This window comes from Viridibacillus sp. NPDC093762, assembly GCF_050279675.1.
GTDB lineage: Bacteria > Bacillota > Bacilli > Bacillales_A > Planococcaceae > Viridibacillus.
Genome location: NZ_JBNNUK010000003.1, coordinates 132,038 through 154,842, shown reverse-complemented (window position 1 = coordinate 154,842; position 22,805 = coordinate 132,038). Strand labels below are relative to the sequence as shown.

The following is a 22,805-nucleotide window of genomic DNA, read 5'->3' as shown; positions in this document are numbered from 1 at the left end:
ATAAGTATATATAATTGTAATAATCAGTAAAAACACACAGCAACTAGACTGTGTGTTTTTTACAACAAAATATCTCTCTGGAAGGAGAATAAGATGAGTGCAATTATACTTTATTGGATATTACTAATGTCTGCGATTGGCTTTGTTTTAATGGGTTATGATAAGCGAAAGGCTATTAACCATGAATGGCGTATTAGAGAAAGGACGCTATGGCTTGTTGCGCTTTTTGGAGGAGGAATCGGTTCGTATATAGGTATGCGCATTTTCCGTCATAAAACGCAACATACCTCCTTTGTCTTTGGATTACCAGCGATTGCGGTTGTTTATGCAGTCATATCATTAGCTATTTATCAATGAAAAAAGGGACCGTCTTAAAAGGCGGTCCTTTTTTACTTCATCAATTGTTCTATTGGGTTTTTCCAACTAATTATTGCGTTTGGATAGTGACGACGGATTTCACTTTCTAAAAAAAGAAAATCATCTTTCTTTAAACCTTGAAGTTCCATTGCGTTTTTTGTATCTATGAAAATGGATACGACTTCTAATATGTCGTTAGCTGTTCCTAGATATTTTTCACCTTCAAATATAGCTCCTTTATAAGAAATAAAAAAGTTCTTTCGTGCATTTTTGGAATCATCATAGAAGTAATAACCTCTACGTTGTACCGCATCATCGAATTTTCGCTTTGGATTAAAAAAGTAGCGAATGACTTTATACATAACATATAAAATGAGCACGACTAATAAAACACGAATGAGAACAAACATCTACAGTTCCCCCTTGTACAAACATTATTCTTTCCTATACGATAGAAGAGATTGAAAAGTTTCAAAAATGTTAGGAGAATTATAATGAATTTACAAAAACTTTTTACGATGCAACAACAACTTGATGCATTTATCGAAGAAACACAACAAATTACAAAAGATGTATTCCGTGAAAAAGGGTTAGCATTACTTGTTGAGTTAGGTGAACTTGCAAATGAAACGCGTTGCTTTAAATTTTGGAGCACAAAGGGACCATCTGAGCGTTCAGTGATTTTAGAAGAGTTCGTGGATTCTATTCACTTTTTATTGTCATTAGGTATTATGAAAGGTTTCGATGATTTAGAAGAGTGGCCAATAGCTAACCGTGAAGGAGATTTGACAGATCTCTTCATTCAGACAGAAGGGGCGGTATTAAACTTTATCCTTAAGCCTGAGAGAGCGCAGTATGAAGAAGCATGGATCTTATACGGTGCACTAGCAGATGCACTAGATTTTACAGCCGAAGATATCGGGCGAGCGTATGTATCAAAAAACGAAAAAAATTATGAGCGTCAACGTAACGGATACTAAAATATTTTTTGAAAATTGCCTATTATTGCATTATAATAGTTAAAGATTCGAATATTTAGGAGGTCGAAATAATGCAACAATTGGATGAGACTTTAAAAATGTTGAAAGAACTAACTGACGCTCGCGCAGCTTCAGGTAACGAACGTGAAGCACGCGAGGTAATGAAAAAGTACATCGCTCCTTTCGCAGATAGAATGGATAGTGATAATTTAGGCGGAGTAATCGCTGAAAAAGTGGGCGATGCAAACGGTCCTAAAGTTATGATAGCTGGCCATTTAGATGAGGTTGGCTTCATGGTCACTCAAATTGATGATAAAGGCTTCTTAAAATTCCAAACAATAGGTGGTTGGTGGTCACAAGTAATGTTAGCACAACGCGTGCAAGTCATTACGCGTAAAGGTGAAACGATTATTGGTGTAATTGGTTCTAAACCACCGCATATTTTACCAGCAGAAGTACGCAACAAACCTTTCCAAATTACAGATATGTTCATCGACGTCGGCGCTACATCTAAAGATGAAGCAGAAGGATGGGGTATCTTACCTGGCGATATGGTCGTACCTTATTTTGAATTTACAGTGATGAAAAACGAAAAACATTTACTTGCTAAAGCATGGGATAACCGTATCGGCTGTGCGATAGCAATTGAAGTATTAAAAGGGCTAAAAGATGAAAAACATCCGAACATCGTTTACGGATGTGGTGTTGTCCAAGAAGAGGTCGGTTTACGTGGAGCTAAAGTAGCGACGCATAAAATTCAACCTGACATCGGTTTTGCAGTTGATGTAGGTATTGCTGGTGACACACCAGGCATTACATCAAAAGAATCGACAAGTAAGATTGGTGCAGGTCCACAAATTATTATTTATGATGCTTCGATGATTGCACATAAAGGTATACGTGATCTTGTGGTGGATACTGCAAATGAAAATGGCATCCCGTTCCAATATGAAGCCATTCCAGGAGGCGGTACAGACGCAGGTGCAATTCACATAACTGCTAATGGTGTACCATCATTATCAATCGGGATTGCAACGCGTTATATTCATTCACATGCGGGGATTTTACATCGTGATGACTTTGAAAACACAGTCAAATTAATCATTGAAGTGATTAAGAAATTAGACCGCGAAACAGTGGATAAAATTATCTTTGAATAAGATTTATATTAGGCTCCTTTGCTCACATGAGTAAAGGAGTTTAATTTTTTTGAAAAAGACATAAAAATGCATTTGATTTAATATTTATGCATATGTATAATGGTCAATAACAATAAAAACAAAAGGGAGCGGATCATATATGAAACTTTTAGAATTAGTGCAGTTAAAATTAGTAGAAAGCTTAAAAGGCAAAGATTTAATTTCACTTATAGATTATACAAGTGAGGAAATACAAGGCTTACTGGACTTATCCATTCAACTAAAAACAATAACTAAAGAAGGCAAATGTCCACCGTTATTAGAGGGGAAAACGTTGGGAATGATTTTCGAAAAGCATTCTACACGTACGCGTATTTCATTTGAAGTAGGTATGAATCAACTGGGTGGTAAAGGTATGTTCATGCATGCTCGCGATTTACAAATCGGACGTGGAGAATCTATTTATGATACAGGACATGTATTATCCGGTTATTTAGATGGTATTATGATTCGTGCAAATTCACATGAAATGGTAAAAGAACTGGCTGAACACGCATCTATTCCTGTTATTAACGGTTTAACGGACCTTGCGCATCCATGCCAAGCACTTGCGGACCTTGAAACAATTGCAGAAGAAAAAGGTTATGTGAAGGGCTTAAAGCTTGCGTATATTGGTGATGGAAACAACGTAGCGCATTCTTTAGTAGCAGCGGCTGCACATGTAGGAATGGATGTTGTTGTAGCAACACCTAAAGAATATGAACCAAGTGAAGCGGTCATGAAAAAAGCAGCTGAAATTGCGGCTGCAAATGGCAGTACGGTTTCATTCACATATGATCCAGCAGAAGCAGCGAAGGATGCTGATGTCATTTATACAGATGTATGGACTTCAATGGGTCAAGAAGAGGAAACTTCAAAACGATTAGCAGACTTTAAAGACTACCAAATTAACGATGCATTAGTAGCGAATGCGAAAGCAGATTATATGTTTTTACACTGCTTGCCAGCACACCGTGAAGAGGAAGTAGCGACATCTGTTATAGATGGACCAAACTCATTTATCTTCGAACAAGCGGAAAATCGACTTCATGCTCAAAAAGCTGTATTGGCTTCGGTTTTAGGATAATTATTCAATTCGAAATATATAATAGTTCAAGAACGCAATTTTGTTATCAAAATTAAGGATAGATAAGGCATAAGAGTATTTGCCTTACCTATCTTTTTTTGTATTTTTTGATGGATTAAGAGAGTACAACAAAAAATATAGTATTTTGTAACATTCGCGTAACAAACTTGGCTTAGTCTAATTCAAAATAGCTTTGCAGGGTGAAAAAAGTTTAAGTGTGGAAAGCATTTAAATACTATTAACTCTGCATGAACCTTGATTAGAAGCTGTTTAATCCAAGGTAGAATGGTAGTGTAAAAATGAAAAGGTTAATTTTTATCATAATAAAATGTGTAATTGTATTAAGTATAGTTGTAGCGGGAATCGTTACATATTCATTTAAAATAGAACCAAAACGTCTTGTTACAAAGGAATATGAGCTTGAACTTACATCAGGAGGAGAGAGTACGCTAAAGGTAGTACAATTTTCAGATGTGCATTTAGGACCTAACTATTCACTAGAGCAACTTGAGAAGCTTGTAGAAAAAGTTAACGGACTTCAACCTGATGTAATAGCTTTTACAGGAGATTTAATGGATGTACCTTCTCAATTTGAAGATAGGTCAAAAATAAGTGCAATATTGGGTAAACTACGTAGTAAATATGGAAATTATGCAGTATGGGGAAACCATGACCGTGGAGGTGGTGGAGTTAGGTTTTATGAAGATATAATGAATGCATCTGGATTTAAGTTACTAACAAATGAAAGTGATGCAATTGAGCTTGAAAATGGACAAGTAATAAATATTATAGGGTTGGATGAAGCAATGCTTGGAAATCCTGATATTCAAAAAGCTTATTCAGGTATTAATAGTCAGGGTACGAATCTCCTTATACTACACCAACCTGATCTTATAGAAGATGTGGGGTATGACAATATTGATATAGCACTTGCTGGGCATAGTCATGGTGGACAAGTCGATGTGCCATTGATTGGCCCCATATATACGCCCCCGCTTGCAGAGAAATACACTAAAGGGTTATATCAGCTAGAAAATAATAAGTATCTATATGTGAATAGTGGGATTGGGACTACGAGGATTCCAGTTCGATTTTGGAACCCTGCAGAAATATCGATGTTTAATATAACTATATGAAGTGATTTTAATAGGTAAAGCGTCAAATAATGTTCCTATTCTCTGGATTAGGCATTATTTGGCGCTTCCCTTTATATCCGAAATCGGAAAGGAGAGCAGAAAATGAATATTCTAATTGCTGATGATGAACAGCATATGGTTAGAATACTTTCAGCCTATTTAAAAGATGAAGGCTTCAATATTCTAGAGGCAAGAGATGGCGAGGAAGCATTGGAGATTTTTGAAACTACTAAGGTTGAATTAGCAATTTTAGATTGGATGATGCCTAAAATTGATGGAATAGAGGCATGCAAATATATTAAAGAAAACAGTCAAACAAAAGTTCTAATACTAACAGCAAAAAGTCAAAATGAAGACGAATTACACGCTTTACATGGTGGAGCAGATGAATACATAAAGAAACCATTTGATCCACGAATATTAATATTAAGAGTAAAAAAGCTATTGAATATGAGTGAAGAAATAAAAGTGAAAGATATTCTGATCAAAGAAAGTGAAAAGAAAGCATATAAACATAATGAACCTATCCAACTAACAAAGATAGAATATGATTTATTGCTTTTCTTCATAAAAAATAAAGGCGTGATTTTATCAAGGGATAAGTTGATTGATTTAGTTTGGGGCTTGGATTATGAGGGAGATTATAGAACTGTAGATACTCATATCAGAAGATTAAGAACTAAAATTGGAGATGAACTAATTAAAACCTATAGAGGCATTGGATACTGCCTGGAGGTGCAAGAAGATTAAAATTAAAAATAAATTCTCCATTGGTATATCATCAGTAGTAATTTGCATCTATATATTCTCGATACTAGCAAATATATTTTTGGTAGACAGATATTACATTCATGAGCAAAGAAAGGTTTTGGATAAAGCGGCTAGCGATATACTCAAGGAGCCTAAGAAGAACCTTTTAAATGATTTGGGAAAGATAGAAGAGAAATACGCTATTACTATTGTCTATTCAGAAGCGAGTGGAAGTTTGGATCAAATTAATGAAAGAATAATTTTTGAGTTTGAAAAGAAAAAAATAAAGCTAAGCAAATTTTGGCTTACTGAACATACGTTGGATAAGTTGCAGGTAAAAAGCGTTAATAAGATATATGACCAAGGGGTAAGTAAATATAAAGTTTTGACTAAATTTATGAAAATAGATAATTATATAATCGCGATTGGATTACCGTTACCGCATATGGAAGATGCAATTTCCATAATAAATAGATTTATTATTGTTTTAATGTCCATTTCTGTCATTTTAATTGTCTTTTTAGTAGTAATGATATCTAACAAAATCACAAGACCGTTAGAATCATTGAAAGATTTATCTCAAGATATAGCCAATTTAAATTTTAGGAAAGAAGAGATAATGACAAATGATGAAGTAGGAGAACTAGCAAAAAGTATAAACATAATGAGTGGGGAATTAGAAAAAGCCCACGAAGAAATTAATAGTCAAAATAAGCGCTTGAAAGAACTAATGGCAGATATATCACATGAGTTGAAAACACCACTATCATTAGTGAAAGTATATGAACAAGGAATATCTGATGGTCTGGATGATGGTACTTACAGAGACACTATTGAAGAACAGATTGAAAAAATGAATGTTCTAATAGAGAAGCTGCTTTTTTGGACAGCACTAGAGAATGGTACATTAAACAAATCTACTTTTGATATAGGTAAAAGAATTATTGAGATGACAAATAAGTACAAGCTGATCCTGCAAGAATACGATATTAACTTATCTCTAAACGTAGATGTGAGCAAAGAATATTTAATTCAAGCTGAAAAAGAAGGCATGGATATTGTACTCGATAATTTAATTACGAATGCTATTAAATATTCTTATGACAAGAATATTGAAATTACTTTAATGAAAGACAATAATGCCGTTAAGCTTACGATTGCTAACGGGATAGGTGAAATGAATGAAAATGACTTAGAAAATATTTGGAGACCCTTCTATGTACTAGAAAAATCAAGAAGTAAGGAGCTTTCTGGAACAGGATTGGGTTTACCTATTATCAAGACCATTTTGGATAATCACGATGTGGATTATGGATTTGAATTAAAAAATAACGAGTTGGAGTTTTTTGTCACATTCGTGTAACAAGCCCAAGTTAGTCTAAGACTAGGAGGTGCGAGACATGAAAAAAATAATATCTATCATGTTAATTGTAGTCTTGGCTACTAGTGTTCTTACAGGATGTGTTGGCAAAGAAAAAAAGCCAAACAAAGAGGTCTATACGCAAAAGGATAATTTAGATTTTAACTTTAATGTAGATCCGGAAACCTTTAAGCTTGAGGTGGAATCCAATGGAACTAAGGAAAAGGCATCTGAACCATTGAAGAAGATGAAAGTTTCAAATTTAATAGATGATAAAGATAACATTAGCTGGACCTATGCAGAACAGGGTCTTGAAATTGATATCGAAAAGAAAGATAAGTATGTAGATGTAACCATCAAATCTAGTAAAGATGAAGAAAATTCGTTTTCTTGGCCGAAAGTGAAAGGTAATGGATACCTACTCCCATTAAATCAAGGGAAGTACATTCCAAGTGATGATTCAGTTTGGAAAGACTATCTAAATGAAGAAAAAATAAAATTGATTGAGTCTTTCTCCATGCAGTTTTTTGCGGTTGATAAAGATGAATATTCGTTAGTATATATTATTAAAAATCCCTACAATAATGAAATTGCTTTTAATACAAAGAAAAATATAGAGTTTACTTTTAATCATGAGTTTCCGTCTATCAATAAAAAGAAGGAATATGGTTTTAGAATATATTTAACGAAAAAAAATCCAGTACATGTTGCCAAAACTTATAAAAATTATTTAATTGAGCAAGGTGACTTTAAATCTTTAAAGGAAAAGGCTGGAGAAAATAATAATATTGAAAAACTATATGGTGCCCCTCATGTTTATTATTGGGACAGAACTGTAATTTCAGAAGAAAATATACAATGGCCAAGATTGAGAAGTAGTTTCCCTGACAAGCTGAAATTATGGATTCAGGAATTATTAACTACTAAAGTTGAAGATGGGATAGAGCTTGCAGCTGCGTATGATGATTTAAAGGCTTACGATTACGTAGACAAATATACTAAAAATAGAATAGTAAAAAGCTTAAGTGCTGTCATGCAACTAAAAGAATTTTATAATCCGGAAGTATTTACTAAAGAGGATAAAGAAATTCAAAAGCTATTAAATAAGAAAATAGACAAATTAAATCCAGTAGAATTGATCGAACTTAATAAAAGATTATTAAAAAGCGAGCTTGGAAACGTAGTGGACCCAATAGAAAAGTGGGCAGATGCAAATACTGTAGATGTCATAAAGGATATGAAGCATTCTGGGTTAGCAAATTTGTGGATAGGTTTAGACGACTGGCAAGAAGGTTTTATTAAACCAGAGTTAGTAAAAGAAGCAGAAAATCAGGGATATTTAATCGGTACTTATGATTCGTATCATTCAATCCATGAACCGGGTAAAGAACAGTGGGAAACAGCTAAGTTTAATGATACTTCACTTTTTGAAGAGGCAACGGTTACGAATAAAGAAGGAAGTAAAATTGAAGGATTCCAAGGTGTAGGTAGAAAGTTGAATCCGACATTAGCGATGCCGAGTGTGAAAGAAAGAGTAACGTCGATCTTAAATACTGGTTTACCATTTAACTCATGGTTTTTAGATACGGATGGTACAGGAGAAATCTTTGATGACTACTCACAAGAACATACTACTACTGAAGCAGAAGATGTCCAAGCTCGAATTAAGAGAATGGAGTATCTACAAAAAGAATGGGGAATGGTAGTCGGAACTGAGGGCGGAAATGATTTTGCTAATAAAACGATTGCTTTTGCACATGGAATAGAGACTCCCTCATTTTCTTGGATGGATGAGGATATGGGTAAAAATAAAGAAAGTAATTATTATGTAGGAAGATACTATTCAAGTACTGGTGGAGTACCGGAGCTATTTTCTAAGCAAATACCAGTAAAGAATAAGTACAAGAAATTATTTTTGGATTCGAACTACACTATACCGTTATATAAGTTAGTTTACAATGATTCTGTAATCACGACTTATTGGTGGGGATGGGGTACTCTAAAAATAGCAGATGAAATTGAAAATAGAATGCTGTATGAAATACTTTACAACGTACCACCTCTTTATCACATTGATAAACACGAGTGGGAAAAGTACAAAACAACAATAATAAACCACTCAAAAGTGTGGTCAAATTTCAGCAAAAAAGCAATAAAGGAAGAAATGACAGATTATAAAATTCTTTCAGATGATAGATTAGTTCAAATGACTGAATATGGTAAAGATTTAAGTGTCGTAGCAAATTTCTCTGAAGATGAAATCATCGCTCAAGGAGAAAAGATACCCGGGAAATCAGTGTTAATCATTGATGGGAAGGGCAAATCCGTTTATACACCAAAAAAGTAAGTGTAAAATAGATTGTATTGTTACTAATCATTAACATACTTAGGTGTGAATCGGAAAGAATGAAACACTAAGAAAAACGATAAAACTAGTTGATTGGAGTGCAGGCGGCGACTCCTTGGGGAACTAGCGAACATCTTGAGACCCCGCAGGAGCGTTAGTGACGAGGAGGCTCAAGGTTCGTCCCCAGGAAAGCGTCCGCCGGAACGGAAATTAACGGCATCGAAGAAAAAGCCATGGCAGAAACGATTAATCGTTTCTGCCATGGCTAAAATTCATTCTATGGACTTTTTCAGTGCCCTATAATAACTGGTGGGGATTTCTTTATTTTAGAGAGGCAATCTTATATCGTTTTAGGCCTTTTGTGTAACAGTGGAAGTAATCTTATCGACCTCAACATTACCTACTGGTCTCTTTGACCAATATGTTGCAAGGATTGGTCCGGAGATATTATGCCATACAGCTCCAAATGTACTTGGTAAAGCTGCTAGGGGACCAAAGTGTGCTGCAGCAAGTGCGACACCTAATCCGGAGTTTTGCATACCTACTTCAATAGAAATAGCTCGTTGATCTTGTAAAGAAAGGCCACATAATTTCCCTGCATAGTAACCTAATAATAAGCCTGCTCCATTGTGTAAAAATACAGCAAAGAATACTAACAAACCAGCAGAAGCGATTTTATCTTGGTTTCCTGAAACTACAGCCGATACTATGATAATGATAGCGAAAACGGAAATTAAAGGCACAATTGATATACTTTTATCAACGACAGTTGGCAAGAATTTACGAACAAGTATACCAAGGGCGATTGGAACGATAATAACTTGGATAATAGACATAAACATAGATTTCGCATCTACAGGCATCCATTGACCAGCTAGTAACAATAATAATAATGGTGTTAAAATAGGTGCGAGTAATGTAGATACAGAAGTCATTGTAATAGATAGGGGCACGTTTCCTTTTGCTAAATACACCATAACATTAGAAGCAGTACCACCGGGAACAGAACCTAGTAATACAAGACCCGCAGCTAATTCTGAAGGTAATTGCAAAATATACGCGATTGCAAGTGCTGTTAAAGGCATAATCGTAAACTGAGCGATTATTCCGATCAATACAGGCAATGGCTTTGTCAGAACTAATTTAAAATCACTGGCCTTTAGAGTAAGTCCCATTCCAAACATAACAACCCCAAGTAATATCGTGATATATTGTCCGAATCCTAAAAAAGGTGAAGGTGCTAAGTAAGCTACTACGGCAATAAGCATTACCCACACAGCAAAGTATTTTCCGATAAATGTGCTAAACGTTTCAAGAGTTTTCATATGTGCATCATCCTTTCTTTATCTCGCTAATAAATTTTCAAAATAGGTTAGACATAAACTATCAATAGAAAGTGTTTTTTTACAATTTCAATAAATATATTATTCTGAAAATTTATAATAATATATTTATTATAAAGATGATTATATAATTTACAAGAGGAATTTTAAAAAAACTAATAAAAACCCCGCTTCTAATAGCCATTAGAAGCGGGGTTTCACATATTAATACTTATTCTTCTATTCGAATAATTTTACCTGGATTCAAAATATTCTTTGGATCAAGTGAGATTTTAATAGCTTTCATGACATTATATGATTCGCCATGTTCTTTAGCTTGGTATTTTTGTTTCCCGATTCCAACTCCGTGTTCTCCAGTACAAGTCCCGTTGCGATCTAATGCAAATTGCACGATAGCTTCATTGAAAGCATCGGCTCTCTTAACTTCCTCTGCATCTTTCATATCAATCATAACTATCGCGTGGAAATTACCATCACCGACATGACCTAATATTCCACCTGGAAGATTAGCAGTATTTAGTTGCTCACGTGAAAAATGAACAGCATCTGCTAAGTCTGAAATGGCTACGCAAACATCCGTGACCATCTGTTTTTTACCAGGGTGACCATGTGTATAAGCATATGCTAAGTTATGTCGAGCATCCCACAGTTTTGTACGAGCAGTATTATCCGATTCGAACTGTACTTCTACACAACCATGATCCTCCATAATTTCACGTGTAAATATCACATCTTGAGCTAAGCCTGCTTCATTACCGTGGAATTCGATAAATAGAGTTGGCTTTTCAGGATAATCCGTGTCACTGTAATGATTTACTTGGCGGATAGACTCTTCGTCGACTAATTCAACTCGAGCAATAGGAATACCGACTTGTAAAACCGAAGTAACAGCAGCAATAGCATCTTCAACTGTAGGGAAGACAGCGCGAGCAGCCGTTTCGAATTCAGGAATACCATAAACCTTTAAAGTAAGTTCAGTGAAGCAACCAAGAGTACCTTCAGAGCCGACAAATAAACCATTTAAATGATAACCAGATGATGATTTTGCAGCTAAATTACCAGTGTGAATAATTCTACCGTCTGCTAAAACAACTTCTAAGTCACGTACTTGGTCGCGCATTACGCCATATCGTACAGCCGTAGTGCCACTCGCATTTGTCGCAGCCATACCACCTAAAGTTGCATCTGCACCAGGATCTACTGAGAAAAAGAGACCGTGTTTTTTTAATTCTTTATTTAACTGCATTCTTGTAACACCAGGTTGTACTTTTACAAGTAAATCGTCTTGTCTAATTTCTAAAATTTTATCCATTAAAGAAAAGTCAATTGTAATACCATTCTCATAAGGAATAACATGACCTTCTAAACTAGAACCTCTCCCAAAAGGTACTACAGGTACTACTAGCTCGTTTGCAAGTTTCATAATCTCACTTACTTGTTCTTTCGTTTTAGGGAAAACAACGATGTCTGGAAGAGAAGCCACATGATATGATTCGTCTTGACCGTGAAGCTCTCTCACTGTCTCATTAACCGAGACTTGATCTCCTTCTAGGAATTGTTTTAACGCTTCTACAATACTATCAACTACTACTGTCATTTCAATTCGCCTCACTTTAAATTTTTGAACAATCCGAAATATGATTATTTTCGGATAATTAACGATGTAATAGAATTTATTATAATATGGCCACAATATTACGCAAGACAAAAAATGGATAGAGCTATTCTAATTGAATGATAGTTTGAAATAGCTAAATTTTATAAACTGAAGATTACAATTATGTTACAGTACATGTCGAAATATTGTTTTTTATATAACAGAAGTATAGACTGGAGAATAGTCAAGTAAAAAAACATAGCAAAAAATCCATAATATTACATAGAAAAGTAGATGATAATTAATGAAGAAGATATTCAAAAACGTTTTAGCAATAACCGTATTAGCGGCTGCTCTATTACAAGTATCCCCTTCTTACGCTAGTCCTTTAAATGACTCAGCTCCGACAAAAGCTGAACAAAAAGCCTTAAAGCTTGAACAAAAAATCCAAAAGATTGATAACAGTATTATTGAAGCAATGGATAAGGCTGATCAACTAAACAAGAAAATTAATAACTCAAATGAGAAAATTACTCAAACCAAAAAAGAAATTAAACAAACTCAAAAAGAATATGAATTCCGTAAAACATTATATGAAGAACGATTAAGAGATATCCAAGGTGAAAGTAAGAGTACATTTATGTTATATGCAGATGTCTTACTATCATCTGAAGGTATGTCTGATTTCATCGACCGTACCACTGCGGTTACTCAAATTCTAAATAGTGATCAATCATTAATGACTGAACTAAATGAAAAAGAAGACAAGCTAATCACATCAAAAACATCTCTAGATAAAATTAATAAAGAACTGAAAGAAGATAAGAAAGATTTAGCAAAAGAAATGAAACAAATCAAAAAAGATAAAAAGAAAATTGTATCTAATCTAAAAGCTACGAAAAAAACAATTAAAGAAGAAAAGGCCGCTAAAATAGCTGCAAAAGCTGCTCAAAAACGTGCTGAGAAAGCAGTAAGAGAAGCAGTAAAAACAGCATCAAATGATGATGAACAATCAGTGAGTTTATCTCCAGTAGTGAATATCACAAAAACATCAAACAAAAATGATGTTCTAAACCTATCAAATCAAAAACCTTCAGGCGGAGATGCTTCTGGCCTAATTGGTTATGCAAAGAATTTCCTTGGCGTACCGTATGTATGGGGTGGTACTTCACCATCAGGCTTTGATTGTTCAGGTTTAATGCAATATGTTTACCGTTCAGAAGGCATTAGTCTTCCGAGAACATCTAGTCAACAACAAAATTCAGGTACTCGTATTTCACCAAATGATGTCCAACCTGGTGACTTAGTGTTCTTTGGTAGCCCTGCGTACCATGTTGGTATGTATATCGGAAATGGCCAATGGTTACATGCGCCACAAACAGGTGATGTCGTGAAAATCGCATCTTACAATCCATCTAGTTTCTCGAGTGCAGCACGCGTAAGATAATTAAAAATGAAATAAACAATTATTCTATTCTCGAATATATGAATAATGTGTAAAAAGTTGAACTAAGTAATTTTATTAGTTCAGCTTTTTTTATATTGAAAAAATGAAATTTGTTGGGGGTATTATTTGACTAAGATATAAGTTAGAGCCCAAATGAGTACTTACTAGCTGGAATATCATTGTCTATAAATGAAAAACTGTCCAAGCGAAGTCGAAATCGTTTGGACAGTTTTTTTATTAGGCCATTGCTTTGGATAAATCTTGCATAAAATTTTGTCGTTTTTGTTGATCTGCATTGTTCCACCATGCTTCTAGAAAGACGCCAAGTCCAGGGAGTAAATGCTCCTCACCGCGTTTAATTGCATCTTGAACAACATTCTCCAGTTCGTCGGCGCTCTGACCTTGAACATTAGCTTTAACGGCTTGTCGTATTTGAAAATTCATACTTCATCCCTCCTATTATCATTTTTACCGTTAGGCTCGATAGTTATACATTCATTTGTTAAAATTAGAATGATTAATATTATTTACTATTGAGAATTTTATGAAAAAACATTACATAATTAAGGGGTTGTTTTATCATGAGAGCATTTGTTTTTGAAAAAGGATCTTTTAAAGTAACTGAATTACCTAATCCACAAGCTGACACTTTAGAAGCGGTCGTTGCGATTAAAGCTGCAGGATTAAACCGTCGAGATTTGTATACTCCAGGACGTTTAGGAAATGATAGCGAAGCGCTTATTTTAGGTTCTGATGCAGCCGGTGTTATTGAAGCAATAGGTGAGGGTGTGACAGATTGGCAAGTAGGAGATGAAGTCATTATTAATCCTTCATTGGGGTGGTATGAGAATTCTGATATCCCTCCTGCTGATTTTGATATTTTAAGCTTTCCTGATAACGGAACATTCGCGGAGAAAATTGCTATTTCAGTGGAACAACTTGAGCGAAAGCCATCACATCTTTCATTTGAAGAGGCTTCTGTAATGGGTATTTCACCATTAACAGGTTATCGTGCCTTATTTACAAAAGGGCAAATAGAAGCGGGCCAAACAATATTTATCCCAGGAGCAGGTAGCGGTGTTGCGACGTTTTTAATCCAAATGGCTAAGAATGTTGGAGCTAGAGTCATAGTCTCGTCTCGTAGTGAAGAAAAACGAAATGCAGCGCTTGAGATCGGAGCTGATATTGCGATTGATACGCATGCGGACTGGGTAGAATTGTTAAAAAAGGAACAAATCGATGTTGTTATTGAAAGTGTTGGACGCGCCACTTTTAATCGCTCTTTGGATGTTTTAAAAAAGGGTGGTAAAATAGTATTGTTCGGTGCAACAACAGAAGACGTTGTCGATTTTGACTTGCGAAAATTTTTCTATGGACAATATACATTGTATGGGACTACAATGGGAAGTCGCGAGGAATTCCGTGCATGCCTTGAGCATTTAGCGAAATTTAACACTCATCCAGTGATGGACCGAACTTTCTCATTAGATGAAGCGGAACAAGCGCTTGAATATTTAAAAGAAAATCATCAGTTTGGCAAAATAACTATAACGATTTAAAAACTAAAGGCGGTATACATTTTATGAAAAGAATAGAATCACCACAAAATTCACTAGTGAAGTATTGGAAAAAGCTGGTGACAACTAGAAAAGAACGTGAACGCTCTGGCGAATTTATCGTTGAAGGTTTCCATTTAGTTGAAGAAGCAATTAAAAACAATGGTGAGGTACTAACAATTATCGTCCGTGAAGGTGTAGACATTCCACATACATGGAATATGGATGACATTTTTGTTGTAGAAGTAACACAAGCAATTGCAAAAGAATTGTCTGAAACAGAACACCCTCAAGGGATCTTTGCACAATGCAAACAGCGTGAGGTAACAGAGGTAGAACAAACAGGATGGACAAAATTATTATTAATTGATGCAGTTCAAGATCCAGGTAATGTGGGTACAATGATTCGTACGGCTGATGCAGCTGGTATAGATGCGGTTATTCTTGGTAAAGGCTCAGCTGATGCTTTCAATCCAAAAACAGTACGTTCTGCTCAAGGCTCGCATTTCCATATTCCTGTTGTAAAAGGGGACCTTGGAGACTGGATTGACAATTTACAAGACAGATTAATCCCAGTTATCGGTACAGCTTTAGAGAATGCAGTAGTCTATTCTGAAGTGAAAAAGGGCGATAAATTTGCACTTATTATGGGCAATGAAGGCAATGGTATTCACCCAGACTTACTTGCAAAAACAGATGCAAATGTTATCATTCCGATTTTAGGGCAAGCTGAATCTTTAAATGTAGCAGTTGCTTCTGGTATTTTGTTATATAACTTCGTAGTTTCAGCAAAGTGACCTTGAAGAAAACAATTTAGTTGCGTATAATGATAAATATTGCATACAATAATTAAAAATAATTTAAATGCTTCGATCGGAAAAAGTATATGTTTCCACACTTTTTAGGGAGTGCTCGCCAAAGACTGCAAGCGTGCATAAAGTTGTGTTACATGGAAGTTCACTCCGTTAGCAGCCACCGGGACCAGCAATTGCTGTAAAGGTAGGCCGGTTTAGAGCCGTTATGTCAATGAAGTGATTGTACTTAAGTACAATAACTAGGGTGGTACCGCGAACTATGTCCTCGTCCCTTTTTAGGGGGCGAGTTTTTTTGTGCAGATTTTTTACAGTCTACATTAAAAGAAGGTTTGCATGTTTAGTAAAAACAATCTGTTTTTACTATTCGATATTGGAAGGAGGAATTTAAATGGCAATGGAAGAACAATTAAATCAGCTAAAGGAAGAAGCTTTAGCGAAAATTGCAGCGGCATCGAACTCTAAAGAGTTGAATGATGTACGTGTTGCTTATTTAGGTAAAAAAGGTCCGATCACGGATTTATTAAAAGGGATGGGTAAACTTCCTGCAGAGGAACGTCCTAAGATGGGTGCACTAGTAAACGTTGTACGTCAAGAAGTGACTGAGGTGCTTGAAGCACGTGCGCAATTACTAGAGGAAAAAGCGGTTCAGGAACAACTTGAAAAAGAATCAATTGACGTGACTTTACCAGGACGTCCTATAAAAGTTGGTAGTAAACATCCGTTAACAAAGGTTGTTGAAGAAATCGAAGACTTATTCATCAGCATGGGATATGAAATTGCGGAAGGACCAGAAGTTGAAAAAGACTATTATAACTTCGAAGCATTAAACCTACCAAAAGGTCACCCTGCTCGTGATATGCAAGATACATTCTATATTTCTGAAGAGATTTTACTTCGTACACAGACTTCTCCTGTACAAGCTCGTACAATGGAAGAAAAACAAGGTGCTTCTGTGAAAATTATCTGTCCAGGTAAAGTATTCCGCCGTGACAATGATGATGCTACACATTCGCATCAGTTCAATCAAATTGAAGGACTTGTAATTAGCGAGAACATTACAATGAGCGATTTAAAAGGTACTTTGGATCTTTTCGCGAAAAAAATGTTTGGCCAAGAACGTGAAATTCGTTTACGCCCAAGTTTCTTCCCATTCACTGAGCCTTCAGTAGAAATGGATATCTCTTGTTTCAAATGTGGTGGAGCGGGCTGTAGTTTATGTAAACAAACAGGTTGGATTGAAATTTTAGGTGCCGGTATGGTACATCCAAACGTTCTTGAGATGGCTGGATACGATCCTAAAAAAGTTTCAGGCTTCGCATTTGGTATGGGGCAAGAACGTATTGCAATGTTGAAATATGGGGTGGACGATATCCGTCATTTCTATACAAATGACATCAGATTCTTATCACAATTCCACCGCACAGAAGAGTAAGGAGGGGTAAACATGCTAGTATCGTTAAAATGGTTAGAACAATATGTTGATTTACAAGGCCTAGAGCCAGCAGTTTTAGCAGAAAAAATTACACGTTCTGGGATTGAAGTGGACGGCGTTGCAAACCTAGCTGAAGGTATGAAAAAGCTAATGGTTGGCGAAGTGAAAGAAAAAGTAAAACACCCAGAAGCGGATAAATTAAATATTTGCCAAGTAGACTTTGGTGAAGAAGAATTATCACAAATCGTATGTGGTGCTCCAAACGTAGCAGTTGGTCAAAAAGTGATCGTTGCTCGACCAGGTGCACATTTACCAGGTGGAAAAATCAAAAAAGCCAAACTTCGTGGTGAAGTATCAAACGGTATGATTTGTTCATTACAAGAGCTTGGTATCGAAGGTAAATTAGTACCAAAAGCTTATAGTGAGGGTATTTTCGTATTACCTGCAGAAACACCAGTAGGGGCAGATCCACTTGAAGTGCTTGGCCTATATGACACAGTGCTTGAACTTGGTTTAACACCAAATCGTTCAGATGCTATGAGTATGTTAGGTGTAGCTTATGAAGTAGGAGCAATCCTTTCTGAGGATGTTAAATTACCTGAACTAGAGTATACAGAATCAGCTGAAAAAGCTTCTGATTATTTAAAACTTCGAGTAGATGCACCGGTAGAAAACCCTATGTACGTAGCAAAAGTCGTGAAAAACGTTAAAGTCGCTGAGTCTCCATTATGGTTACAACAACGTTTAATGGCGGCTGGAGTACGTCCGCATAACAATGTTGTCGATGTTACTAACTACATCTTAATGGAATATGGTCAACCGCTTCACGCATTTGACTATGACCGTTTAGGAACAGGGGAAATCGTAGTTCGTTTAGCTAATGAAGGCGAAAAAATAACGACTCTTGATGATAAAGAACGTACATTAAATGCAAATAATCTTGTTATTACTAATGGTAAAGAGCCAGTAGCTGTAGCTGGAGTTATGGGCGGGTTAAACTCAGAAGTGCATGATGGGACAACGACTGTTGTCATTGAATCAGCATACTTTGAAGGTTTATCAGTACGCTATACATCAAAAGACTTAGGTTTACGTAGTGATGCAAGTGCCCGTTTTGAAAAAGGTCTTGATCCAAACCGAGTTATTCCTGCAGCTGAACGTGCAGCTAAATTATTAGCAGAACTAGCTGGTGGGGAAGTATTAGCTGGCTCAGTCATGTTTGATGAATTAGATAAAACACCTGCAAAAGTAATCGTTTCTCCTGACTTTATCAATGCTCGTCTGGGTATGAAGATTTCTTTAGATGATATGGTGTCAATATTAAAACGTTTAAAATTTGATGTTGAAACTGCGAATGGCATGCTCTATGTAGATGCACCAACTCGCCGTCAAGATATTAAAATTGAGGAAGATATCGTCGAAGAAATTGCACGGATTTATGGCTACGATGAAATTCCAACAACACTTCCTGTAAGTGAAACAACACCTGGTGGTTTAACACCTTATCAAGCCAAACGTCGTATCGTACGTGCATATTTAGAAGGTGCAGGTCTTCACCAAGCGATTACTTACTCATTAACATCTGATACACTTTCACAAAAATTTGCATTAGAAACAGCGCCTGTTACAAAACTGTTAATGCCAATGAGTGAAGAACGCAGCACATTACGTCAAAGCTTAATCCCACATTTAGTGGAAGCAGCATCTTATAATGTCGCACGTCAAGCAGACTTAGTAGCACTTTATGAAGTAGATTCTGTATTCTTAGGTTTAACTGAAGAAAGTCTTCCACATGAAGAAGAACATGTAGCAGCAGTTATCACGGGTAAATGGTTAGATCACGCTTGGCAAGGTGAACATAAACAAGTTGATTTCTTCGTATTAAAAGGAATCGTTGAGGGTCTATTTGATCGCCTAGGTTTAGCAGATGCAGTAACATTTGAACGCGCTACTGTAGATGGTTTACATCCAGGACGTACGGCTAACGTATTATTAAATGGCAACCGTATTGGTTTAATCGCGCAATTGCACCCAACAGAACAAAAAGCAAATGGCTTAAAAGAAACATACGTAATGGAAATGAACTTAGCAGCTATTTTAGAAGCGTCTACTGAAGCACTAGTTTACGTTCCAGTTCCACGTTTCCCTTCGATGTCACGTGATATCGCTTTAGTTGTTGATAGAAGCGTAGCGGCAGCGGATCTTGAAACAATTATCCGTCAAGCAGGTGGTACTTTATTGAAAGATGTTCGTGTCTTCGATTTATATGAAGGAGACAAAATGGAAGAAGGTAAAAAATCAGTTGCCTTCTCACTACAGTACTTCGAACCTGAGCGTACTTTAACAGATGAAGAAGTAGTAGCAGCACATGAAGAAGTGTTAAAAGCATTAGCAGAAGCAAATGCACAAATTCGTTAATAAATAGATTTTCATACTAAATACCTGACCAGACGTTATGTCTGTGTTAGGTATTTTTTTATTTTCCTTTTCATGGAAGAAGTTACCTGTTATACTTATTATATAACAAAGAAGAGGTGAACAAGATGAGTTCATTAATAATGATGCTTTTACCGATTATAATCATTCAGTTTATTTTATTGATCGTTGCTTTAATAGACTTAGTGAAAATCCCGCAAACAAATGGTCCAAAATGGCTGTGGGCGATAGCTATAGTTTGTGTGAGCATAATAGGGCCGATTATTTACTTTATCTTCGGGAGAAAACAAGTATGAGTCAGTTATTACAAGTTTCAGCGTTGCAAAAGAATTATGGACAGCATGAAGTGATTAAAAATATATCATTTGAGTTAACACAAGGAACAGCAACGGCTTTAATTGGACCAAATGGAGCAGGTAAAACAACGATATTATCGATGCTTGCTGGGCTATTAAAACCAACAAATGGGCAAATTCAATTCGACGGAATAGTAGGGGACCCGAGGGCTGCTATTGGGTTTTTACCACAATATCCACAGTTCAATTCTTGGCTAACTGCGAGTGAATTTTTAATAATGGCAGCGAGATTAAGTGGATTGACTGCGCAATCTGCGGAGGAAGAGTCAAAGAAAATGCTTCATTTCGTTGGATTAAAAGATGCAGCGAATAAGAAGATTGGTACGTTCTCTGGTGGTATGAAACAAAGATTGGGTCTAGCACAAGCCATTATACATAAACCCAAACTCCTCTTACTGGATGAGCCAGTATCAGCTCTTGATCCAGCAGGTCGCTTAGATATGATGAATTTGATGAAGTCGTTACAACAAGAAATGACGATTTTGTATTCAACACATATTTTGAATGATGCTGAGCAAATGACCGATCAGCTATTATTCTTAAAATCCGGAAAAATAGTTGAGCAAGGTTCTTTACAAGATGTAAAAGAAAAATATGAACATCGTCAAATTATAGTGGAATTTAAAGAAGTTGAAGAGGCTGCTCAGTTTGCTGTGAATAGTACATTCAGTGCAGAGCAACAAGGTAATATCGTGATTTTGCAGACTGATGATATGAAACAAGTTATTCAGGCGTTAGCGAAAGAGACCTTTGCAATCCGGAAAGTCGAGCAGCAATCTGCTAGCTTGGAGGAAATCTTCATGAAGGTGGCAAAACTATGATGCAATGGCGTGTACTTTTACAAAAAGAATGGCGTGATCATGTACGTAGCTTGAAAATTTTATGGATACCACTCGTGTTTGTATTATATGGTATTATGCAGCCAGTAACACTTTATTACATGGAAGATATTATGAAGGCTGTCGGCAATATGCCTGAGGGCTATGATATGGGCATAACAGATGTGACAGCGGTTGAAGTCATAGCTTCTACTGTCGGTCAGTTCCATCTTATTGTTGCACTTATTTTTGTTTTAAGCTTTATGGGGATTATTAGTAAAGAAAGAAAAAATCGTACAGCTGCACTACTATATGTACGACCAATATCTTTTTCTTCGTATTACTTCAGTAAGTGGTCTGGAGCAACAATTGTTGCACTCCTTAGTACAATAATAGGCTTATTAGCGAGTTACTATTATACAGTGATTTTATATAATGAAGTAGACGCTTGGCGGATAGCAGCCCTCATTGGCACGTATAGTCTATGGGTATTGTTCGTCGTGACGGTGACAGTCACAGCGAGTGCATTATTCTCTACGGGTGTTGCTGGTACTCTAGCAATTCTTCTGACGTATTTTCTACAGCTAATCGATAGCATTATCGGACAGTTCTGGACTGTGTCTCCTTGGAAATTGGGCACATACGCAGTAACGTGGCTTGGGTCAAAACCAGATAGTAGTGATTTTTGGTTATCGGTCGTCGTGACGGTTGTTGCCATAATAGTGTTAATGTTTGTTGGAGTATTTGGAGCAAGAAAGAATATGGAGAATATAAAAATATAAAAAACAAGCTATTCCTTCTCTTGATGAAAGAGAGGAATAGCTTGTTTTATTTGGAGCGTTTTTTAGCGGCAATGGCATGCGCTTTTTGAGTATTTGCAAAATGCCATTTCGTCATAGATTTTAATGTTGCTTCGCCTTTTGATAGTAAAATACGCGCGGCCATTTCATCCACTTTATTACTAGCTCCTTTTTGTAAATCAAATCCAACTAAATCGCCGAGGCGGTCCATTTCTTTTAAGAATGCGTATCGTGCTAGAATAGAGGCAGCTGCTACTGAAACATGTAATTGTTCTGCTTTTGTAGCAAATAGTACATTCTCTTTAACGATGATTTTTTCATTTTTTAGGTGGTTATAGTAAATGCCACGTTCCGCAAATTGGTCAATCAAAATATGTGCTGGTTTTACTGGTGCAATTTTGCCGAGCACGTTATGAAGTGCTTGGTTGTGCATCATTGCTTTGATTTTCCCTTGAGACCAGCCTCTAGCTTGGATGGTGTTATATTTGTCGTTTCGTACGGTTAGAATGCTATGAGGTAGTGCTCGCATTAAGTCAGGTGCGATTTGTCTCATAAAGTCATCCGTTAGCATTTTAGAGTCTTTAACACCGAGCTCACGAACAAGTGCAATTTTATCAGCAGATACATATACGGCGGCTACCGTTACAGGGCCGAAGTAATCGCCTGTTCCTGTTTCATCAGAACCCATTACGGAGAGTTGTTCAAAATTGGAAGGCAACTTGTCACCCTTTGATGACGTCTTTTTAGTCGTAGGATCATTAGGTTTCCCCCATCGACTAGACTCCCGTTCGGCTCCGTTACCTTGAAACATCACTTTGCCAGATTTATATGAAGTGATAGAAGTATCGCTTAACTTCGCAGCAAATATGACTCCTGGCGCATTGCGTTCTACTCTAGATGAGGCATAATAAGAAGCAAGTTCTCCTTGCTTTTCGGTTGTTAAAACAATTACAATATTAGACATTTTATAGTCCTTTCTACTCTCGTTATTCACATGATAAACAATTTCA

At 36.3% G+C, this 22,805-nt stretch carries 21 protein-coding genes and 1 other annotated feature; of the genes, 16 read left to right on the top strand and 5 right to left on the bottom strand.

Annotated features, from left to right (window positions below; genetic code table 11):
- Window positions 1–93: 93 nt before the first annotated feature.
- Window positions 94–357, top strand: a complete 264-nt coding sequence (locus ACQKM9_RS06210) for a DUF1294 domain-containing protein (RefSeq protein WP_427733525.1) — start codon at window positions 94–96, stop codon at window positions 355–357.
- Window positions 358–389: 32 nt separating this feature from the next.
- Here the strand turns inward: ACQKM9_RS06210 and ACQKM9_RS06205 are convergent, their stop codons facing one another.
- Window positions 390–767 carry a sigma-w pathway protein ysdB gene (locus ACQKM9_RS06205; protein WP_427733524.1) on the bottom strand — a complete coding sequence of 126 codons (378 nt, stop codon included), beginning with the start codon at window positions 765–767 and terminating at the stop codon, window positions 390–392.
- An 84-nt stretch (window positions 768–851) separates the two neighbouring features.
- On the opposite strand from ACQKM9_RS06205, the gene ACQKM9_RS06200 reads away from it, so the two are divergent.
- The 7 genes from ACQKM9_RS06200 (at window position 852) to ACQKM9_RS06170 (ending at window position 9,195) form a co-directional block, all read left to right on the top strand.
- Window positions 852–1,337, top strand: coding sequence for a dUTP diphosphatase (locus ACQKM9_RS06200; protein WP_427733523.1), 486 nt, complete (start codon window positions 852–854; stop codon window positions 1,335–1,337).
- 71 nt (window positions 1,338–1,408) lie between these two features.
- Window positions 1,409–2,497, top strand: a complete 1,089-nt coding sequence (locus ACQKM9_RS06195) for a M42 family metallopeptidase (protein ID WP_427733522.1) — start codon at window positions 1,409–1,411, stop codon at window positions 2,495–2,497.
- Window positions 2,498–2,636: 139 nt separating this feature from the next.
- Window positions 2,637–3,602, top strand: a complete 966-nt coding sequence (gene argF, locus ACQKM9_RS06190; protein WP_427733521.1) for an ornithine carbamoyltransferase — start codon at window positions 2,637–2,639, stop codon at window positions 3,600–3,602.
- Window positions 3,603–3,901: 299 nt separating this feature from the next.
- Window positions 3,902–4,738, top strand: coding sequence for a metallophosphoesterase (locus ACQKM9_RS06185; protein ID WP_427733520.1), 837 nt, complete (start codon window positions 3,902–3,904; stop codon window positions 4,736–4,738).
- A 102-nt stretch (window positions 4,739–4,840) separates the two neighbouring features.
- The gene (locus ACQKM9_RS06180; RefSeq protein WP_427733519.1) at window positions 4,841–5,488 is read left to right on the top strand and encodes a response regulator transcription factor; all 648 of its coding nucleotides are present in this window, start codon (window positions 4,841–4,843) and stop codon (window positions 5,486–5,488) included.
- 118 nt (window positions 5,489–5,606) lie between these two features.
- On the top strand, window positions 5,607–6,851 hold the full coding sequence (locus ACQKM9_RS06175) for a sensor histidine kinase (RefSeq protein ID WP_427733518.1): 1,245 nt from the start codon (window positions 5,607–5,609) through the stop codon (window positions 6,849–6,851).
- A gap of 37 nt (window positions 6,852–6,888) precedes the next feature.
- A complete protein-coding gene (locus ACQKM9_RS06170) occupies window positions 6,889–9,195 on the top strand; it encodes a glycoside hydrolase (protein ID WP_427733517.1) in 2,307 nt (768 codons plus the stop codon).
- 350 nt (window positions 9,196–9,545) lie between these two features.
- Here the strand turns inward: ACQKM9_RS06170 and ACQKM9_RS06165 are convergent, their stop codons facing one another.
- Window positions 9,546–10,520 (bottom strand): bile acid:sodium symporter family protein, encoded by a 975-nt coding sequence (locus ACQKM9_RS06165; RefSeq protein WP_427733516.1) that lies wholly within the window; start codon window positions 10,518–10,520, stop codon window positions 9,546–9,548.
- Window positions 10,521–10,749: 229 nt separating this feature from the next.
- Window positions 10,750–12,135, bottom strand: a complete 1,386-nt coding sequence (locus ACQKM9_RS06160) for an FAD-binding oxidoreductase (RefSeq protein ID WP_427733515.1) — start codon at window positions 12,133–12,135, stop codon at window positions 10,750–10,752.
- 304 nt (window positions 12,136–12,439) lie between these two features.
- Here ACQKM9_RS06160 and ACQKM9_RS06155 point away from each other — a divergent pair, with 304 nt between their 5' ends.
- Window positions 12,440–13,582, top strand: a complete 1,143-nt coding sequence (locus tag ACQKM9_RS06155; RefSeq protein ID WP_427733514.1) for an NlpC/P60 family protein — start codon at window positions 12,440–12,442, stop codon at window positions 13,580–13,582.
- Between the two features lie 237 nt (window positions 13,583–13,819).
- Here ACQKM9_RS06155 and sspI read toward each other — a convergent pair whose 3' ends face one another.
- On the bottom strand, window positions 13,820–14,026 hold the full coding sequence (gene sspI, locus ACQKM9_RS06150; protein WP_427733513.1) for a small acid-soluble spore protein SspI: 207 nt from the start codon (window positions 14,024–14,026) through the stop codon (window positions 13,820–13,822).
- Between the two features lie 137 nt (window positions 14,027–14,163).
- On the opposite strand from sspI, the gene ACQKM9_RS06145 reads away from it, so the two are divergent.
- The 7 genes from ACQKM9_RS06145 to ACQKM9_RS06115 all read left to right on the top strand — a co-directional run bounded on the left by ACQKM9_RS06145 (window position 14,164) and on the right by ACQKM9_RS06115 (window position 21,777).
- Complete coding sequence (locus ACQKM9_RS06145; RefSeq protein ID WP_427733512.1) at window positions 14,164–15,141, top strand: zinc-binding dehydrogenase; 978 nt, start codon at window positions 14,164–14,166, stop codon at window positions 15,139–15,141.
- 23 nt (window positions 15,142–15,164) lie between these two features.
- Complete coding sequence (locus tag ACQKM9_RS06140; RefSeq protein ID WP_427733511.1) at window positions 15,165–15,935, top strand: TrmH family RNA methyltransferase; 771 nt, start codon at window positions 15,165–15,167, stop codon at window positions 15,933–15,935.
- 63 nt (window positions 15,936–15,998) lie between these two features.
- Window positions 15,999–16,229 (top strand) — a binding site (T-box leader).
- A 118-nt stretch (window positions 16,230–16,347) separates the two neighbouring features.
- Window positions 16,348–17,385 carry a phenylalanine--tRNA ligase subunit alpha gene (pheS, locus tag ACQKM9_RS06135; protein ID WP_427733661.1) on the top strand — a complete coding sequence of 346 codons (1,038 nt, stop codon included), beginning with the start codon at window positions 16,348–16,350 and terminating at the stop codon, window positions 17,383–17,385.
- A gap of 12 nt (window positions 17,386–17,397) precedes the next feature.
- A complete protein-coding gene (gene pheT, locus ACQKM9_RS06130; protein WP_427733510.1) occupies window positions 17,398–19,803 on the top strand; it encodes a phenylalanine--tRNA ligase subunit beta in 2,406 nt (801 codons plus the stop codon).
- 125 nt (window positions 19,804–19,928) lie between these two features.
- Window positions 19,929–20,117 carry a PLD nuclease N-terminal domain-containing protein gene (locus ACQKM9_RS06125; protein ID WP_390395137.1) on the top strand — a complete coding sequence of 63 codons (189 nt, stop codon included), beginning with the start codon at window positions 19,929–19,931 and terminating at the stop codon, window positions 20,115–20,117.
- On the top strand, window positions 20,114–20,998 hold the full coding sequence (locus ACQKM9_RS06120; RefSeq protein ID WP_427733509.1) for an ATP-binding cassette domain-containing protein: 885 nt from the start codon (window positions 20,114–20,116) through the stop codon (window positions 20,996–20,998). Before ACQKM9_RS06125 ends, ACQKM9_RS06120 begins: the two co-directional genes overlap by 4 nt.
- Window positions 20,995–21,777, top strand: a complete 783-nt coding sequence (locus ACQKM9_RS06115; RefSeq protein WP_427733508.1) for an ABC transporter permease — start codon at window positions 20,995–20,997, stop codon at window positions 21,775–21,777. The genes ACQKM9_RS06120 and ACQKM9_RS06115 overlap by 4 nt, the downstream gene beginning before the upstream one ends.
- A 46-nt stretch (window positions 21,778–21,823) precedes the next feature.
- Here the strand turns inward: ACQKM9_RS06115 and rnhC are convergent, their stop codons facing one another.
- Entirely contained in the window at window positions 21,824–22,759 is a 936-nt protein-coding gene (gene rnhC / locus ACQKM9_RS06110; protein ID WP_427733507.1) for a ribonuclease HIII, read from the bottom strand.
- Window positions 22,760–22,805: the final 46 nt, after the last annotated feature.

Excerpts from the sequence above, each read along its gene's own strand:
- ACQKM9_RS06210 (WP_427733525.1), top strand. The coding sequence starts at position 94 with ATGAGTGCAATTATACTTTATTGGATATTACTAATGTCTGCGATTGGC.
- ACQKM9_RS06205 (WP_427733524.1), bottom strand. The coding sequence starts at position 767 with ATGTTTGTTCTCATTCGTGTTTTATTAGTCGTGCTCATTTTATATGTT.
- ACQKM9_RS06200 (WP_427733523.1), top strand. The coding sequence starts at position 852 with ATGAATTTACAAAAACTTTTTACGATGCAACAACAACTTGATGCATTT.
- ACQKM9_RS06195 (WP_427733522.1), top strand. The coding sequence starts at position 1,409 with ATGCAACAATTGGATGAGACTTTAAAAATGTTGAAAGAACTAACTGAC.
- argF (WP_427733521.1), top strand. The coding sequence starts at position 2,637 with ATGAAACTTTTAGAATTAGTGCAGTTAAAATTAGTAGAAAGCTTAAAA.
- ACQKM9_RS06185 (WP_427733520.1), top strand. The coding sequence starts at position 3,902 with ATGAAAAGGTTAATTTTTATCATAATAAAATGTGTAATTGTATTAAGT.
- ACQKM9_RS06180 (WP_427733519.1), top strand. The coding sequence starts at position 4,841 with ATGAATATTCTAATTGCTGATGATGAACAGCATATGGTTAGAATACTT.
- ACQKM9_RS06170 (WP_427733517.1), top strand. The coding sequence starts at position 6,889 with ATGAAAAAAATAATATCTATCATGTTAATTGTAGTCTTGGCTACTAGT.
- ACQKM9_RS06165 (WP_427733516.1), bottom strand. The coding sequence starts at position 10,520 with ATGAAAACTCTTGAAACGTTTAGCACATTTATCGGAAAATACTTTGCT.
- ACQKM9_RS06160 (WP_427733515.1), bottom strand. The coding sequence starts at position 12,135 with ATGACAGTAGTAGTTGATAGTATTGTAGAAGCGTTAAAACAATTCCTA.
- ACQKM9_RS06155 (WP_427733514.1), top strand. The coding sequence starts at position 12,440 with ATGAAGAAGATATTCAAAAACGTTTTAGCAATAACCGTATTAGCGGCT.
- sspI (WP_427733513.1), bottom strand. The coding sequence starts at position 14,026 with ATGAATTTTCAAATACGACAAGCCGTTAAAGCTAATGTTCAAGGTCAG.
- ACQKM9_RS06145 (WP_427733512.1), top strand. The coding sequence starts at position 14,164 with ATGAGAGCATTTGTTTTTGAAAAAGGATCTTTTAAAGTAACTGAATTA.
- ACQKM9_RS06140 (WP_427733511.1), top strand. The coding sequence starts at position 15,165 with ATGAAAAGAATAGAATCACCACAAAATTCACTAGTGAAGTATTGGAAA.
- pheS (WP_427733661.1), top strand. The coding sequence starts at position 16,348 with ATGGAAGAACAATTAAATCAGCTAAAGGAAGAAGCTTTAGCGAAAATT.
- pheT (WP_427733510.1), top strand. The coding sequence starts at position 17,398 with ATGCTAGTATCGTTAAAATGGTTAGAACAATATGTTGATTTACAAGGC.
- ACQKM9_RS06125 (WP_390395137.1), top strand. The coding sequence starts at position 19,929 with ATGAGTTCATTAATAATGATGCTTTTACCGATTATAATCATTCAGTTT.
- ACQKM9_RS06120 (WP_427733509.1), top strand. The coding sequence starts at position 20,114 with ATGAGTCAGTTATTACAAGTTTCAGCGTTGCAAAAGAATTATGGACAG.
- ACQKM9_RS06115 (WP_427733508.1), top strand. The coding sequence starts at position 20,995 with ATGATGCAATGGCGTGTACTTTTACAAAAAGAATGGCGTGATCATGTA.
- rnhC (WP_427733507.1), bottom strand. The coding sequence starts at position 22,759 with ATGTCTAATATTGTAATTGTTTTAACAACCGAAAAGCAAGGAGAACTT.